Annotated in this window: 11 protein-coding genes and 1 pseudogene; 9 read left to right on the top strand and 3 right to left on the bottom strand. The window is 66.4% G+C overall.

From position 1 onward, the window contains the following. The first annotated feature begins 45 nt into the window (after positions 1 to 45). From QGG75_06380 to QGG75_06365, 4 genes are all read left to right on the top strand, one after another. Positions 46 to 660 carry a cysteine hydrolase family protein gene (locus QGG75_06380; GenBank protein ID MDP6066867.1) on the top strand — a complete coding sequence of 205 codons (615 nt, stop codon included), beginning with the start codon at positions 46 to 48 and terminating at the stop codon, positions 658 to 660. An 80-nt stretch (positions 661 to 740) separates the two neighbouring features. After that, positions 741 to 2,402 carry an acyl-CoA mutase large subunit family protein gene (locus QGG75_06375; GenBank protein ID MDP6066866.1) on the top strand — a complete coding sequence of 554 codons (1,662 nt, stop codon included), beginning with the start codon at positions 741 to 743 and terminating at the stop codon, positions 2,400 to 2,402. Positions 2,403 to 2,463: 61 nt separating this feature from the next. Next, a complete protein-coding gene (locus QGG75_06370; protein MDP6066865.1) occupies positions 2,464 to 3,456 on the top strand; it encodes an NADPH:quinone oxidoreductase family protein in 993 nt (330 codons plus the stop codon). Positions 3,457 to 4,338: 882 nt separating this feature from the next. Further along, positions 4,339 to 5,811, top strand: a complete 1,473-nt coding sequence (locus QGG75_06365; protein MDP6066864.1) for a hypothetical protein — start codon at positions 4,339 to 4,341, stop codon at positions 5,809 to 5,811. A gap of 312 nt (positions 5,812 to 6,123) precedes the next feature. Here the strand turns inward: QGG75_06365 and QGG75_06360 are convergent, their stop codons facing one another. After that, positions 6,124 to 6,792 (bottom strand): EthD family reductase, encoded by a 669-nt coding sequence (locus QGG75_06360; protein MDP6066863.1) that lies wholly within the window; start codon positions 6,790 to 6,792, stop codon positions 6,124 to 6,126. Between the two features lie 98 nt (positions 6,793 to 6,890). Here QGG75_06360 and QGG75_06355 point away from each other — a divergent pair, with 98 nt between their 5' ends. Next, positions 6,891 to 7,970, top strand: coding sequence for a glycosyltransferase family 9 protein (locus QGG75_06355; protein ID MDP6066862.1), 1,080 nt, complete (start codon positions 6,891 to 6,893; stop codon positions 7,968 to 7,970). Here QGG75_06355 and QGG75_06350 read toward each other — a convergent pair. Both QGG75_06350 and QGG75_06345 read right to left on the bottom strand, forming a co-directional pair. Next, a pseudogene (locus QGG75_06350) lies at positions 7,961 to 8,969 on the bottom strand (SMP-30/gluconolactonase/LRE family protein). The gene QGG75_06355 and the pseudogene QGG75_06350 overlap by 10 nt on opposite strands. 2 nt (positions 8,970 to 8,971) lie before the next feature. Further along, positions 8,972 to 9,748 (bottom strand): cyclase family protein, encoded by a 777-nt coding sequence (locus QGG75_06345; protein MDP6066861.1) that lies wholly within the window; start codon positions 9,746 to 9,748, stop codon positions 8,972 to 8,974. A gap of 118 nt (positions 9,749 to 9,866) precedes the next feature. Between QGG75_06345 and QGG75_06340 the strand changes: the two genes are divergently transcribed. The 4 genes from QGG75_06340 (at position 9,867) to QGG75_06325 (ending at position 13,781) form a co-directional block, all read left to right on the top strand. Next, the gene (locus tag QGG75_06340) at positions 9,867 to 10,943 is read left to right on the top strand and encodes a C4-dicarboxylate TRAP transporter substrate-binding protein (GenBank protein MDP6066860.1); all 1,077 of its coding nucleotides are present in this window, start codon (positions 9,867 to 9,869) and stop codon (positions 10,941 to 10,943) included. 5 nt (positions 10,944 to 10,948) lie between these two features. Next, the gene (locus tag QGG75_06335; GenBank protein MDP6066859.1) at positions 10,949 to 11,488 is read left to right on the top strand and encodes a TRAP transporter small permease; all 540 of its coding nucleotides are present in this window, start codon (positions 10,949 to 10,951) and stop codon (positions 11,486 to 11,488) included. 154 nt (positions 11,489 to 11,642) lie between these two features. After that, positions 11,643 to 12,956 carry a TRAP transporter large permease gene (locus tag QGG75_06330; protein ID MDP6066858.1) on the top strand — a complete coding sequence of 438 codons (1,314 nt, stop codon included), beginning with the start codon at positions 11,643 to 11,645 and terminating at the stop codon, positions 12,954 to 12,956. Positions 12,957 to 12,971: 15 nt separating this feature from the next. Next, the gene (locus QGG75_06325) at positions 12,972 to 13,781 is read left to right on the top strand and encodes a DUF169 domain-containing protein (protein MDP6066857.1); all 810 of its coding nucleotides are present in this window, start codon (positions 12,972 to 12,974) and stop codon (positions 13,779 to 13,781) included. The last annotated feature ends 217 nt before the right edge of the window (positions 13,782 to 13,998 follow it).

Here is a 13,998-nt window from a genome sequence, read left to right as displayed (position 1 = left end):
ACCGTCGAGTAGCGCCTCGGGCGCCATTTTTTGGAGGAGATAGTTATGAGCAGTGCGCCAACGGGCCAGATGCCCCGCACCCTGATGCAGATGGCCGGAGCGTCGTCAGAGCCGCCACCCCTGGCCGAGACGGCGCTGGTGCTGATCGACTGTCAGCGCGAGTACGTCGACGGCGCCTTGCCGCTCACCGGCATCGGGCCGGCCCTGGCCGAAACCGCCAAGGTGCTGGCAGCGGCGCGGGCGGCCGGGGCACCGGTCATCCACGTGGTGCATCGCGGGCGGGCCGGCGGCGGCGCCTTCGATCCCGAGGGACCCTACTTCACCGAGGCCGACGAGGTGGCGGCGCTGGCTGGTGAGAGCACTATCGAAAAGGCGCTGCCCAACGCCTTCGCCGGCACCGACCTACAGCAAACACTGGAGGACCTGGGACGCAAACAGCTCCTCTTCGCCGGTTTTCAGACGCATATGTGCATCTCGTCCACGGTACGGGTGGCGCTCGATCTGGGCTATGCCTCGACGGTCGTCGCCAGGGCCTGCGCCACCCGCGACCTGCCCGACGGCGAAGGCGGCGTGGTGGCGGCGGCCGACCTGCACCGGGCTTCGCTGGCGGCGCTATCGGACCGTTTCGCCTTGGTGGTGGCGGACAGCACGGCCTGGTAGCCCCTGCCCCGCCCTTGCCTTCGCCGCTTTCGCCCCGCATGATCGTGCGGGGGCGGCAAAACGGCAGCGGGCAGGGCATCATGGCTGACAATAAGCGAAACAGCGCCAAGCGGGACTGGCAGGCCGCCTACGACCAAACCGTGGGCGAGGAGCGCCAGCGCCACAACCGCTCAGGCATCCCCGTCAAACCGCTCTACGGCCCCGAGGACTGGAACGACGCGCGCTACGCCGAGGCGCTGGGCTATCCCGGCCAGGCGCCGATGACCCGCGGCGTCTATGCCAGCATGCACCGCGGCCGGGCCTGGAGCCAGCGCCAGTTGGTCGGCCACGGCACGCCCCAGGACTACAACGAACGCCTGCAACACATGCTGTCGGCGGGCGCCAACGCGCTGAACATCGTCATGTGCAATTCCTTCATGCGCGGTTTCGACGCCGACCAGGTCGACCCGGTGCTGCTGGGCACCTGCGGCACCATCGTCAACACGCTGGAAGACATGGAGATCGCGCTCGAGGGCGTCGACATCGGCCAGACCTCGATCGGCTTCAACGATTCCGAGCCCTTCACCTTGCTCGCCATGCTGCTGGCCCTGGCCCGCGAGCGCGGCCTGCCCTGGACCCAGATTGCCGGCACTTCGAACCAGAGCGACTACCTCTCGCACTGGGCGGCGCTGCACATGTATTCGCGCCTGCCACTAGCCGCCGCGCGCCGCGTGCTGACCGACCACGTGCTTTTCTGCAACCAGCATCTGCCGCTATGGAACCCCATATCGGCGGTCGGCCAGCATACCCAGCAGGCCGGCGCCAACCCGGCCGAGGCCATGGCCTTCACCATCGCCGCCGGCCTGCAGATCGCCGAGGACGTGATCGCCGCCGGCCTCCATCCGGACGCCTTCCTGCCGCGGCTGACGTTCTTTTTCGACATCTCCATCAGCTTCTTCGAAGAGATAGCCAAGTTTCGCGCCGGGCGCCGGCTCTGGGCCAAGCTGGTGCGCGAGCGCCTGGGTGCCCGTGACGTCCGGTCCCAGCGCTTCAAGTTCCACGCCCAGACCTCGGGCGCCGATCTCACCCGGCAGCAGCCCTACAACAACATCGCCCGCACCGCCCTGCAGGGCATGGCCGGGATCTTCGGCGGCCTGCAGTCGCTGCACCTCAACGGCTACGACGAGGCCGTCAGCGCGCCCACCGAAGACGCCGCCCGGGTGGCCGTCAGCACGGCCAACATCCTGCGCGACGAGGCCCACTTGGCGGACGTCATCGATCCGCTCGGCGGCTCCTACTATGTAGAGACGCTAACCGATGACATGGAGGCCAAGATCGCCGCCATCATCGCCACCATCGATGCCGCCGGCGGCATGTTCCAGGCCACCGAGGACGGCCTGATCCAGGATATGATCGGCCGCTCGGCGCTGGAGCACTACCAGAAGCTGGAAAGCGGCGCCGAAATCGTGGTCGGCGTCAATGCCTACCAGCTCGAAGACGGCGGCGAGGCCGCGGCCTCGCTGGAACGCCCGGTGCCCGAGGCCATCGACAAGCTGGTCACCAGGCTGGCAAGCTTCAAGGCCGGGCGCGACCAGGGCAAGCTGCGCCAGGCGCTGGGTGCCCTGGCCCGGGCCGCCGGCGACAACGATCTCAACATCTACGAACACGTCGTCGAGGCCGCCGCGGCCGGCGCCAGCCACGGCGAGATCGTCTCCTGCCTGCAAGAGGAAATGGGCACCGGGGAACCATTGGTCGCGGCCTGACGCGGGGGTGGGGCTCGGCCCCCATTTCGTTTCATAAGGACGCGGGTTTCCGGGGAATTGCATGAAAGCGATCCTGTGCGAGCGCTTCGGCCCGCCGGAGGATCTGGTCGTGGCCGAGGTAGAAGAACCCGAGCCCGGTCCGGGCGAGATTCAGATCGCGGTGCGGGCGGCCGGCGTGGGCTACGTCGACGGCCTGATGGTGCAGGGCCTCTATCAGGAAAAACCGCCGCTGCCGCACGTGCCGGGCAGCGAGTTTGCCGGCGTCGTGGCGGCGCTGGGTGCCGGCGTCGAGGACTGGAGCGTGGGCGATCGGGTGATGGGCATGGCCAGCACCGGCGCCTTCGGCGAGAAGCTGGTGCAGCCGGCGGCGCTTTGTGTGGCCACGCCCGATAGGCTTGCCGACACCGAGGCGGCGGGTTTTCTGCTCAACCACGCTACGGCGCTGCATGGCCTGCGCGACCGGGGCGGGCTCGAGGCCGGCGAAACCATCCTTGTACTGGGTGCCGCCGGCGGCGTCGGCCTGGCCACCATGGCCATGGCCAAGGCGCTGGGTGGGCGCATCATCGCCGCCGCCTCGAGTCCCGAGAAGCGCGAGCTGGCACTGGCGGCGGGTGCCGAGGCTGCGGTCGATTACAGCCGGGACGATTGGCGCCGGGAATTGCAAGGCCTGACGGCGGAAAGCGGTTTGCAGATGGTCTGGGACCCGGTCGGCGGCGCCGCCGCCGAGGCCGCCATGCGCAGCCTGTCGTGGGGCGGGCGCCATCTCGTGGTGGGCTTCGCCAGCGGCACCATTCCCAAGGTCGGGCTGAACATCCCGCTGCTCAAGCAATGCCAGATCATCGGCGTCGACTGGGGCGCCAACCGCCGCCAGAACCACGCCTACGCCATGGCCATCGAGCGCGAGGCCGCGGCCTGGGTGGCCCAGGGCCGCCTCAGCCCGGCAGCGGTGACCAGCCGGCCGCTGGCCGAGGCGGCAGCGGTGCTGCGCCGGCAGCTCGACCGCGGCGCCCTGGGCAAAGTGGTACTGACGATCACGCCCAGCGAACGGGCGTGAGTACCGCCGCTGCGAAAAGGGTCTCTGCCCCCTATTTGCGCACGCCGGTGGGTAACGGGAGCCTGCCCCATTTTTGTAGACGGTTTTTTGTGACGCCAAGGCACGCTCCCAAATTCAATCAACTACACACCGAGTACCGGCTCATACCCTTACCACGAGAACATTTCCACTATTCAAACGACTTTTCTCATGTTAAGATGATCGCCTATGTCGGTGAAGGTTGAAGCCTGGAATATTGGCGTCACCCCGTTGACGTAGATACCTTGGATGAAGATGCCAGTTGGCAGGCGCTGATGAGGATTTCATGCGAATATCCCTAGCCCGACTAATTGTCTGCGCCGTTCCGTTTTGCCTCGCCGCCGGTTCAGTGGATGCCTGTTCGAATCCTAAAATCCCGGCGGAGAACGTCAATAACGTATGGTACTGCAAAAGCGACTCGGACACGAAACGATCGAGGTCGGTTTCGATCTCTATGCCGACGGGGAAAGACTTTCGACCGTATGGAGCCGCAAAGGTGTGCGTGGTTATTCCGTTTGTCTGGAATCCCAGCATCTTGGACAACGATGCCGGTGGATCGAGGTCATATGCCGTTATCGAAACTCACCTACTACTATCTGCGGGAATTTTCTGCGATTGTATGGGATACTTTTGTGATTCTCGTTTTGCGCTGATCCTGCACATTATCGATCAGCCTTGGATCAAAGAGCCGTGCCACACCGATGACCCGGCCCGGTCGGCCTGATCGAAATCGGCGACCCCCTTTATGGCCCTCGAATTGCGGGACACACACCAAAATTCCCAAGAAATGGGCATCAACGTGGGTATCCCGCTTTTCCTTTCACCGACTTGTCCCCATCCGGTGGGAAGTGGACAATTGCCGCCATGACACCCCCCGGTCCTCCCGCCTGTCTCGGCCTCCTCGCCGCCTCGCTGGTCGTCTTCGCCCTGCCGGCCCCGGCCCAGACCGTGCGCCAGACCCACAACGACGCCCGCCTGATCGGCACCTGGAAGGCGGAACAAGAAATCGACGCCGCCTGCAGCCGCTTCGCCGGCAGCGGCAGTTTTGAAATCACTCGCCTGCCCGACCAGAACGTCTACCGCCTGCAGGGCCTCTGGCAACTGGAGCAGAGCTTCAAGCGCGGCTGCCGGCCGCAGCGTGATGGGTCGCGCCAGTTCACGGTCGAAGTGTCCGGCCATTGCGCCGTAGCCGGCCGGCACCTGACCTGCGATGCCCGCTTCCAAGGCGGCGTCACCATCCTGCGGGCCAAGCGCTCACTCTGGACCATCGGCCGCAACAGCCTGGAATTGGAGGAGACGACGCCCGAGGACTTCAAGGTATCAAGCCGCGCCGAACGCTGGTCGACCAATGTGCGCGGCGAGGTCGCCAGCTTGCCCCTGCCGCCGCCCGGCGAGGCGAAAACCACACCGCCAGACGAAAACGAGGCATCTGCGAGGCTCTCCCGCCGGCGCTTTGACGACTGGCTCGAGCGCTATGCCGCGGCCCACCACTGGCTGCTGACGGCCCTCGACGGCCTGGCCGCCATGGACCACAACAGCGCCGCGCTTTTCGAACGGGTTCTGGCGGCCGACGTGGCGAAACGCGAACGCCGCGACGGCGACCAGGCGCTGGCCTGGATCCTGGAAGCCCACGGCACCGCCCGGCCGGCCGCGGCTGCCACCGGCGGGGCGGCGCTCGACGCCGCCGCCGGCCGGGGTCTCGACAGCCTGCGCCTGCTGGAGGCCACGGTGGACCGGGCGGTCACGGAATCGGCGGCGCTTTTTCAGGCTGTCCTCGAAGGCCAAGCCACGGTGGTGGACATCGCCATACGCCTGCGCCAGGGCCGCAAGACCCGCCACCGGGCCGAGCTTGCTTTTCGTCGCCTGAGATCGGCAAGCCTCTCTCGGATGCACCCGGAGCGCCATCTGCACGCCGCCGCCGGCGCCACCGACAGTGCCGTCATCGCGCTTTACGATTTTGAACTCAAACGCCTGGGCGTGGCGGGGCCGGATGCGGCCGCCGTGGTCGCCAACGCCCGGCGCCAGCTGACGGCCGGGCGTCAGGCGGTGGCGGCGGGCCACACGGCGACCAACCAGGCGCTGGAGGCAGTGCAAAAGAGCACTGCACTGGGCAACGACGCCCGGCGCCAGCTCTTTCTCGGCCTGACCACCTATGCCCAATCCTTCGACGTCGAGGACCAAGTGCTGGAGGCCCTGGCGGCTGCCGTCGACGACCTTGCCGCCGGCCGTCCGCCGGGCCAAGAACTCGAGACCATCACCGCGTTGGCAGCCCAGCGCCGCCACCACGCGCGGCGCCGCCTGGTCATCATCCGCCGCCTGGCCGGCTACGAGAGGTAGGAGGGGTCTTGTCGCTCACGGCGGCGGACCTACGGCCCGCAGCCTCCGCGGGGGCGCCGCAGTGGCGGCGGGTCGCGTTGCTCCCGTTGGTTTTTGTCGCTCACGGCAGTGGGCCTGACGGCCCACGCCTGCGCGGGCGCGCCGCAGTGGCGGCGGGTCGCGGTCGCTCCCGTTGCACCAAGACAAAGCAGCAACAAACCACGCTCTGCTATCGACTCTAAGCCGCCCCCCTGGGGGGGGCGCGGAGGCCAAGGGCGCGGATGCGCCCGCCCGGTGAGGGTCCACAAAAAAGCCGCCTGTGGCGGCGCGGGGCTAAAGAATCACAAACTCCTTGGTGATCATCGTGGGGTTGCCGCCGGGCCGCAGAAAATTGGCTTCGTCGGCCCGGGTGGCGGCCAGTTCGGCGCTGCCGGCGGCGGCCCGCATGGCGTCGGTCGACTGCCACCAGGTGATGGCAGCGCCGTCGTAGCCGGGCTGGCGGCCGTCGCGGTAGCCGCCCAGCTTGGGGTGGCTCTGGACATAGCGCCGGATACCCGGGATGCGGGCCGCGATGGCGCCGTGGGAGCCGCGCCAATGAGCCTGGAAATCCTCCATCGCCATGCCCTCGCGGCGGTGCAGGAATTCAACGCACTTGACGCCGCCCTCGGGCGCCGGCCGGTCGATGATGGCGTGGTCCTCGGTGAGCAGCAGCACGGTCGCCGAACTATCCATGAAATTGGCCTCATCGGCCGCCACGGCGGCGTATTCGGGGCTCCCTGCGTTGGCCTTGAGGGCGGCGCTGTCGTCGTACCAGACCTCGGCCATGCCGTCGTGCAGGGGCTCGCCGCGGCTGTAGCCGGAAAGGATCAGGTGCGACTGGACATAGCGCCTGAGGCCGGCCATGGGCAGCACGATGTCGGCGTGGCTAGTGCGCCAGTAGCGCTGGAAATCGGCTACCTCCATGCCGGCTTTGCGTTTCAGTACCGTGATGGCTTTGAGCACCGCTTCCTCCCACGATGTGGTTGCAACAAAAGGCTTCGTTTGAGGCATAGTATCGCCTCCAGAGAGACCTGGAAAAAGGGCGTTTTATGGCCGTTGAAATGGATGAGGCGGCGGATCGCTACCAGCGCGGCGACCTGGAAGGCGCGCTCGAGCTCTACCACCAGGCCGGCGCCCACAACAATGCCGGCGTGGTGCTGCGCCAGTTGGGCCGCCTGGCCGAGGCCGAGGCGGCCTTCGCCGCTGCTTTCGACGACCCCGACGCCGCCTATCACCTGGCCATGATGCAGCTCGCCCGGGGCGATTTCGCCAAGGGCTGGGCGGGCTTCGAGCGCCGCCCGGCGCAGGAGCATTTGCGCGCCAGCCGCGCGGCGCTGATGGAGCGCCAATGGGACGGCGGCGAGTTGGCCGGCCGGCGGCTCTTCCTCTGGTCCGAACAGGGCTTCGGCGATGCCATCCAGTTCCTGCGCTTCGTGGCGCCGCTGCAAGCCCGGGGCGCCGACATCGTGTTCGACTGCCATCCCGAGCTGTTGCGCTTGTTGCGCCGCAGCCTACCCGGCGTCGAGGTCGTCCCACGCGGCGGCCGGGTGGCGGGCTTCGAGGTGGCCGCGGCGCTGCTCAGCTTGCCGTTCCTGCAGGGCCTGACGCGCTTGGACGAGATCCCGGCCCAGGTGCCCTACCTGAAGCCGCCCGGCGATCAAGTAGCGTTCTGGCGCCGCCGCCTCGAGCCGCTCTCCCGGCCCCGCATCGGCCTGGTCTGGACCGGCCGCCCGAGCCACCCCGACGAACACCTGCGCTCGCTGGCGCCGGGGGCGCTGGCGCCGTTGCTGGATTTGCCCGCCAGCTTCGTCTCGCTGCAGCTCGGCGCCAGCAAAGTCGACGATCGGCTTTTTGACCCGACGCCGGAGATCAGCGACTTCGCCGACAGCGCCGCCATCATCAGCCAGCTCGACCTGGTGGTCAGCGTCGATACCGCCGTCGCCCACCTGGCCGGGGCGCTGGGTCAGCCGGTCTGGGTGCTGCTGCCCATGGTGGCCGACTGGCGCTGGCTGAGGGAACGCGAAACCTCGCCCTGGTACCCCACCATGCGGCTTTTCCGTCAGCCGGCGCTGCACGACTGGCCGGGCGCCATCACGGCGCTGCATGACGAATTGGCGGCCTGGTTGGCTACCTACCAGTGAACCGGCGGCAAGCCGCCCACGGGCGAGCGAAAATAGGGAATCCGCGTGCCCCGCAGGCTGCCGATGTAGGCGGTGCGGAGGTCGGGGCCGCCGAAGGTGATGCTGGCCATCCAGGTGGCCACGCTGCCGCCGCAGGCCAGCATGTGCTCGGGCGTCGCCTGGTCGGCCTCGAAAGCCGCGAAAAAGGCCTCGAGAGGCCCCGGATTGGTGTCGTCGAGAATAATCCGCAGATCGCCCTCGGGCGTGATGGCGAACAGCCGGTCGTGCAGGATGTGGGTGCCCCAGAGGTTGCCGTAGGCATCGAAGGCGATGCCGTCGATGAAGCCCGCCGGTGTCCTCGGGCCCGTAGGTCTCGCGCTGGCTGAGCTCGCCGTCGGGCGCCACGCGAAGGCGCGTCACACGGCGGCCGGTGGTCTCGACCACGTAAAGCCATTCCTCGGCGGCATCGAGGCGGATCTCGTTGGTAAAGGCAAAGCCGTCGGCGACGATGCGAATACCGCGCTCATCCACCAGCGCCACGTAGCCGTCCTTGATGCGGCTGATGGCGGCATCCATCCAGTTCTTGACCCGGGTCGAAACGGTGATCCAGATGCGGTTTTTGGAATCGCGCAACACGAAGTTGACCTTGCCGATGGGCTGGCCGTCGATCCGGTCGTAGAGCGTCCGGGTCTCGCCCTCACGGGTCATGACTTCCAAAAGGTCGGTGCCGAAGCTGGAAATCAGAATGTCGCCGTTTTCGGCAAAGGCCAGGCCATTGGGCAACGTGCCTTCAGTGAAGCGCTTGGCCTCGTCCGAGGCATCTGCGAAGTCGCCCGCAACCGATTGCGTGATGATGCGTTGGCTGCCATCGGGCTGGATGTGGACGACGCCGCCGCGGGCATCGGCCACCCAGAGCGAGCCGTCGCGTTCGGCCAGGATGCATTCGGGCCGCTGCAGGTCCTGGCCGATGTAATTGAGCTCGGCCGGATCGACTGAAAAGCCGTCGATGGGGTTAGCCATGATCAGTCCTCCAGAATCGCCACGGCGCGGGTCCAGCCGGCCGAGGCGGCGCGGATCTTGACCGGGAAACAAGAGATCTGAAAGCCCGTGGCCGGCAGGCTTTCCAGGTTATGCAGCTTCTCCAGGTGACAGTAGCCGATGTGGCGGCCGGCCTTGTGGCCTTCCCAGATCAGCCCGGCATCGCCGCTGGCGGCGTATTTCTCGGCCGTGTGCACGAAAGGCGCATCCCAGCTCCAGGCATCGGTGCCGGTGACGCGGACGCCGCGCTCCAGCAGATACATGGTGGCCTCGTAGCCCATGCCGCAGCCCGTGGCGACGTAGTCGTCCTGGCCGTAGCGCGAACCGGCCCGGGTGTTGACCACGACGATGTCCAAGGGTGCCAGCGTGTGGCCGATGCGCGCGAGTTCGGCCTCGACCTCGGCCGCCGTCACAACGTGTCCATCATCGAGATGACGGAAATCGAGTTTGACGCCATTGCCCAGGCACCACTCCAGCGGCACCTCGTCGATGGTTGCGGCGCGCTCGCCCCGGTTCATGGTGGAATGAAAATGGTACGGCGCATCGAGGTGGGTGCCGTTGTGGGTGGACAAGGCGATCTTTTCCACCGCCCAGCCTTCACCGTCCGGCAAATCGTCCTTGGCCAGCCCGGGAAAGAAGGAAATCATCTGCTCGGCCGAGGCTTGGTGGTCGAGATACTCGATCTCGGGCCCAAAGGGCTCGGGATCGCTTTTGACGTCGTTTTCCAGTGGCATGGAGATGTCGATGAGGCGTCTTGGCATGGCGGACTCCAGGGGGCGGCGGTCTCGATTGTACCGTCCCCCGCCCCGACGTACTATGACCCGAAGGGCGGGTCTTCAAACGAAGACCAATCAGGCATCCGAATCAGGGAGAAGAAAAATGGGCAGGACGAAACTGATGCAGGGCGCGGTGGCGCTGCTGGCATTGGCTGCGATCACCGTTTCCGGACCGGCAAGAGCCGAGAACTTCAAGCTCACCGCGGCGGCCGGGCATCCGCCGGTGTTCCTCTGGGTCAAGCTGCTGCACGAGTTCTACATCCCCGAGATCGACAAGCGCCTGGCGGCGGCCGGCGGCAAGCACTCGATCGCCTGGACCGAGGCCTACGGCGGCACCGTGGCCAAGATCGGCGGCGTGCTTGAGGCCATCGAGGAGGGCATCGTCGACATCGGCTTCGTGGGCTCGATCTTCGAAGCACCGAAGCTGCCGCTGCAGAACGTCACCTACGTCTCGCCCTTCGGCACTTCCGACATCGGCCTGGTGACCAGGACCATCGCCGGTTTGCAGGATTCCATCCCGGCCATGGGCGCCTCGTGGGGCAAGTACAACCAGATGATGCTGACCGGCGCGGCACTCGACACCTATCACATCTTCACCACCTTCCCCATCAATTCGATCGACGACCTCAAGGGCCGCAAGATCCTGGCCCCGGGTCCCTCGGCCAACTGGATCAAGGGCACCGGTGCGGTGGCAGTGGCCGGCAATCTCAAGACCTATTACAACGACATCAAGACCGGCGTCGCCGACGGCACGCTGACCTTCACCACCGGCGCCTGGGGCTGCAAATGCTTCGAGGTGGCGCCCCACATCACCAAGGTCAATTTCGGCTCGCAGTTCGCCGGTGGACTGTCGATCAACAAGGACGTCTGGGCCTCCTTCCCGGCCGACATGAAGAAGATCTTCCTGGCGGTCTCGGCCGAATACGACGTGCGCTTCGCCAAGGGCCAGCAGGCGGCGGCCGACAAGCTCTTGGGCATCATGGTCAAAAAGGGCGCCAAGGTGGCCGAGCTGCCGGCGGCCGAGCGCAAGCGCTGGGCCCAGGCCATCCCCAACATCGCCAAGGCCTGGGCCGCCGGCCTGGAGAAGAAGGGCCTGCCCGGCAAGGCCGTGCTCAAGGGCTACATGCAGGGACTGGCCAACGCCGGCGTCCAGGTGCCGCGCGACTGGTCGGCGGAATAGCCTGATTGAGCGCCGAATCGCCTGACGAAGGCCCGGCGAGCCGGCAACCGCTGGCCTTCGACCGCCTGACCGGCGTTCTCAACGCCATCGGCACGGCCTGGATCTTCATGCTGATGGTGTTGATCAACGCCGACATCTTCGGCCGCGAGGCCTTCGGGGCGCCGGTGCGCGGCGTTACCGAGATCGTCAGCATGTCGATCGTGGCCATCGTTTTCCTGCAGCTCGCCCATACCCTGTGGGCCGGGCGCATCACGCGTTCGGATGCCCTGATCACGCGGCTGACCCGGCGCCTGCCGCGGCTCGGGTATGCGCTGCAGGCGCTCTACCACCTGACCGGGGCGGTGCTGTTCGCCATCATCTTCCAGGCCAGCCTGCCCTACTTCACCAAGGCCCTGGAGATCGACGAATACGTCGGCGCCGCCGGCGACTTCACGGCCCCCATCTGGCCGGTCAAGCTGATCATTCTGGTGGGCTGCGCCGCCACGGCCGTGCAGTTCCTGCTGCTGGCCTGGGCCGACGCCCGGCGGGTGTGGCGGCCGCTATGAGGAGGATCAACAAAAAGGAAAACACACCCTCCCTGCCCTCCCCCATCAAGGGGGAGGGAAAGAACTTAAGAACCACAGCCAATTTCGGCCCCCTCCCCCCCTGCGGGGGAGGGTTGGGGTGGGGGGGCGGCGGCGGTTCGCCCAGGGACGTGATTTGACCGGCCTCGAAATCGGTATCATCTCGCTGGTGGGCATGGTGGTGCTGATCTATGCCGGCATGCATGTGGGCGTGGCGCTGACGCTGCTTTCGTTCCTCGGTGTCCTGGCCATCAAAGGCCGCTACGTGGTGGCCAGCAAGCTGTTGGCCCAGGCCGCTGCCGATTCCATCGCCAACCACATCTTCGGCGTGGTGCCGCTGTTTGTGCTGATGGGGCTGCTGGTCAGCTATTCCGACATCGGCAAGGACACCTTCGACGTGGCCAACCGCATGTTCCATCGCATCAAGGGCGGCCTGGGCATCGCCACGGTGGCAGCCAACGCCGTCTTCGCCGCCATCACCGGCATCTCCATCGCCTCGGCCGCGGTGTTCACCAAGGTGGCGGTGCCGGAGATGCTGCGGCTGGGCTACACGCCGCGCTTTTCCGTGGGCGTGGTGGCGGGATCGTCGGTGCTGGGCATGCTGATCCCACCGAGTCTTTTGCTCATCCTCTATGGTTTCCTGGCCGAGGAATCGGTGGGGGCGCTGTTTATCGCAGGCGTCATCCCGGGAATCCTGCTTTCCATCGCCTATGGCCTGGCGATCGTCGTCATGGCGCATCGCTTCCCGGCCTTCGTGGGCGGTGGCGATAGCGGCGGCACAATCGCGGGCGCGGAAATGGGCTGGGGCGAGATGCTGGCCAAGATGGCGCCCATCGTCTGCCTCATCGTCATCGTGCTGGGCGGCATCTACGGCGGGTTTTTCACGCCCACCGACGCCGGCGCGGTGGGGGCGTTGGGAGCGTTGCTGCTGGCGCTGGCGAAAAGGAAACTGACGCTGGCCGGCTTCTGGAAGGTGCTGGTCGAGACCGGCCACGTCACCGTTTCGATCTCGTTCCTCATCATCTCGGCCTCGATCTACACCCGCATGCTGGCGCTCTCGGGAGTGCCGCAATGGCTGATCGGCAGCATCGAGAGCGCCGGGCTGGGTTTCACGGGCTTTCTCGTCATCTACATCATCATCGTGCTGGTCATGGGCACGGTGCTCGATTCGACCTCGATCATGCTCATCGTGCTGCCGCTGGTGCTGCCCATCGTCACCGGCTTTGGCGCCGACCTGGTGTGGTTCGGCATCGTCACCATCATCGCCGTCGAGATCGGCCTGCTGACGCCGCCCTTGGGCATTGCCGTCTACGTCATCAAGTCGACGCTGGATGACGATCGCATATCGCTGGGCGACATATTCGCCGGCGCGGCGCCGTTTGCCGCCATCATGGTGCTGGTGCTGATCGCCGTGGTATTGCTGCCCGAACTCAGCCTGGCGCTGCTTTAGCATAGGAACAAGAACATGAGCGATTACGATACCAGCGCGGAAAACCTCAAAGCCCTGGCGCTGAAGCTGGTCGAGCTTTTGAAAATCAAGACCCTGCCGATCGGCCTCAAGCACTTCGAGGAAGTGGTCGAGATGGAGCAGATCCCAGGGCTCAGGCGCCCCACCGAGGGGGTTCACTTCACCGCCTGCCAGTTGGTGACGCAAAGTCGCCTGGCCGGATTTACACTCGGCATCGCCGTCGACAACGTCATGCCGGGCGGCAACTGCGGCGGCGTCATGGGCCTCAACGTGCCGGCCGAGCGTTACCTCTCGGGCGAACAGATGGACGGCGTCTGGTTCGAAAACCGCGAGGCGGCGCGGGAGCACCAGGCCCAGATGACGCGGGTGCCGGCCGGGCGCTTCAACGGCCTGGCGGCAGCACCCTTGCGCACAGGCCGGCTCGATCCGCCCGACGTGGTGATGTTCTACGGCACGCCGGCCCAGACCATCCTCTTTGTCAACGGCCTGCAGTGGAAGCGCTACAAGCGCTACGACATGTCGATCTGCGGCGAAAGCGCCTGTTCCGACAGCTGGGGCCGGGCGCTGGCCACGGGCGAGACCTCGATCTCGATCCCCTGCTATGCCGAACGGCGCTATGGCGGCGTGGCTGATGACGAAATGCTGCTGGCCATGCCGCCCGACGAGTTCGCCCGCGGCATCGAGGGCCTCGAAGGCCTGGCCAAGTCGGGGCTGCGCTTCCCCATTCCGCCCTACGGCGCCCAGATGGACCCGGCCCAGGGCCTCGGCGTCAGTTATCCCGAAAGGAAGCCCAGCGCGGCTACTTGAGGACCTAACGCCAAATTGGCGGATTATCCGTTCAACCACAGAGGCACAGAGACACAGAGGTTCAGAAGAGGAATCTTCTCTGTGTCTCTGTGCCTTCTGTAATCGGTTGGTTGATGTCAAGCTCCGAACGCCCTTTGTTTCCGTCTCCGCGGTGATGCCTGCAGGGGCTCCGTTCTTCTGTCCGCAGTCGGCGCCCAGGCTTCCTGCCGGAAGCCCT

Source organism: Alphaproteobacteria bacterium, from assembly GCA_030740435.1.
Classification (GTDB): domain Bacteria; phylum Pseudomonadota; class Alphaproteobacteria; order UBA2966; family UBA2966.
The sequence above is the reverse complement of the archived record's forward strand: the minus strand, read 5'-3'. Positions and strand labels throughout refer to the sequence as shown.

What these genes read in the sequence shown, in the direction of transcription:
- QGG75_06380 (MDP6066867.1), top strand. Translation starts at nt 46, where the DNA reads ATGAGCAGTGCGCCAACGGGCCAGATGCCCCGCACCCTGATGCAGATG.
- QGG75_06375 (MDP6066866.1), top strand. Translation starts at nt 741, where the DNA reads ATGGCTGACAATAAGCGAAACAGCGCCAAGCGGGACTGGCAGGCCGCC.
- QGG75_06370 (MDP6066865.1), top strand. Translation starts at nt 2,464, where the DNA reads ATGAAAGCGATCCTGTGCGAGCGCTTCGGCCCGCCGGAGGATCTGGTC.
- QGG75_06365 (MDP6066864.1), top strand. Translation starts at nt 4,339, where the DNA reads ATGACACCCCCCGGTCCTCCCGCCTGTCTCGGCCTCCTCGCCGCCTCG.
- QGG75_06355 (MDP6066862.1), top strand. Translation starts at nt 6,891, where the DNA reads ATGGATGAGGCGGCGGATCGCTACCAGCGCGGCGACCTGGAAGGCGCG.
- QGG75_06345 (MDP6066861.1), bottom strand. Translation starts at nt 9,748, where the DNA reads ATGCCAAGACGCCTCATCGACATCTCCATGCCACTGGAAAACGACGTC.
- QGG75_06340 (MDP6066860.1), top strand. Translation starts at nt 9,867, where the DNA reads ATGGGCAGGACGAAACTGATGCAGGGCGCGGTGGCGCTGCTGGCATTG.
- QGG75_06325 (MDP6066857.1), top strand. Translation starts at nt 12,972, where the DNA reads ATGAGCGATTACGATACCAGCGCGGAAAACCTCAAAGCCCTGGCGCTG.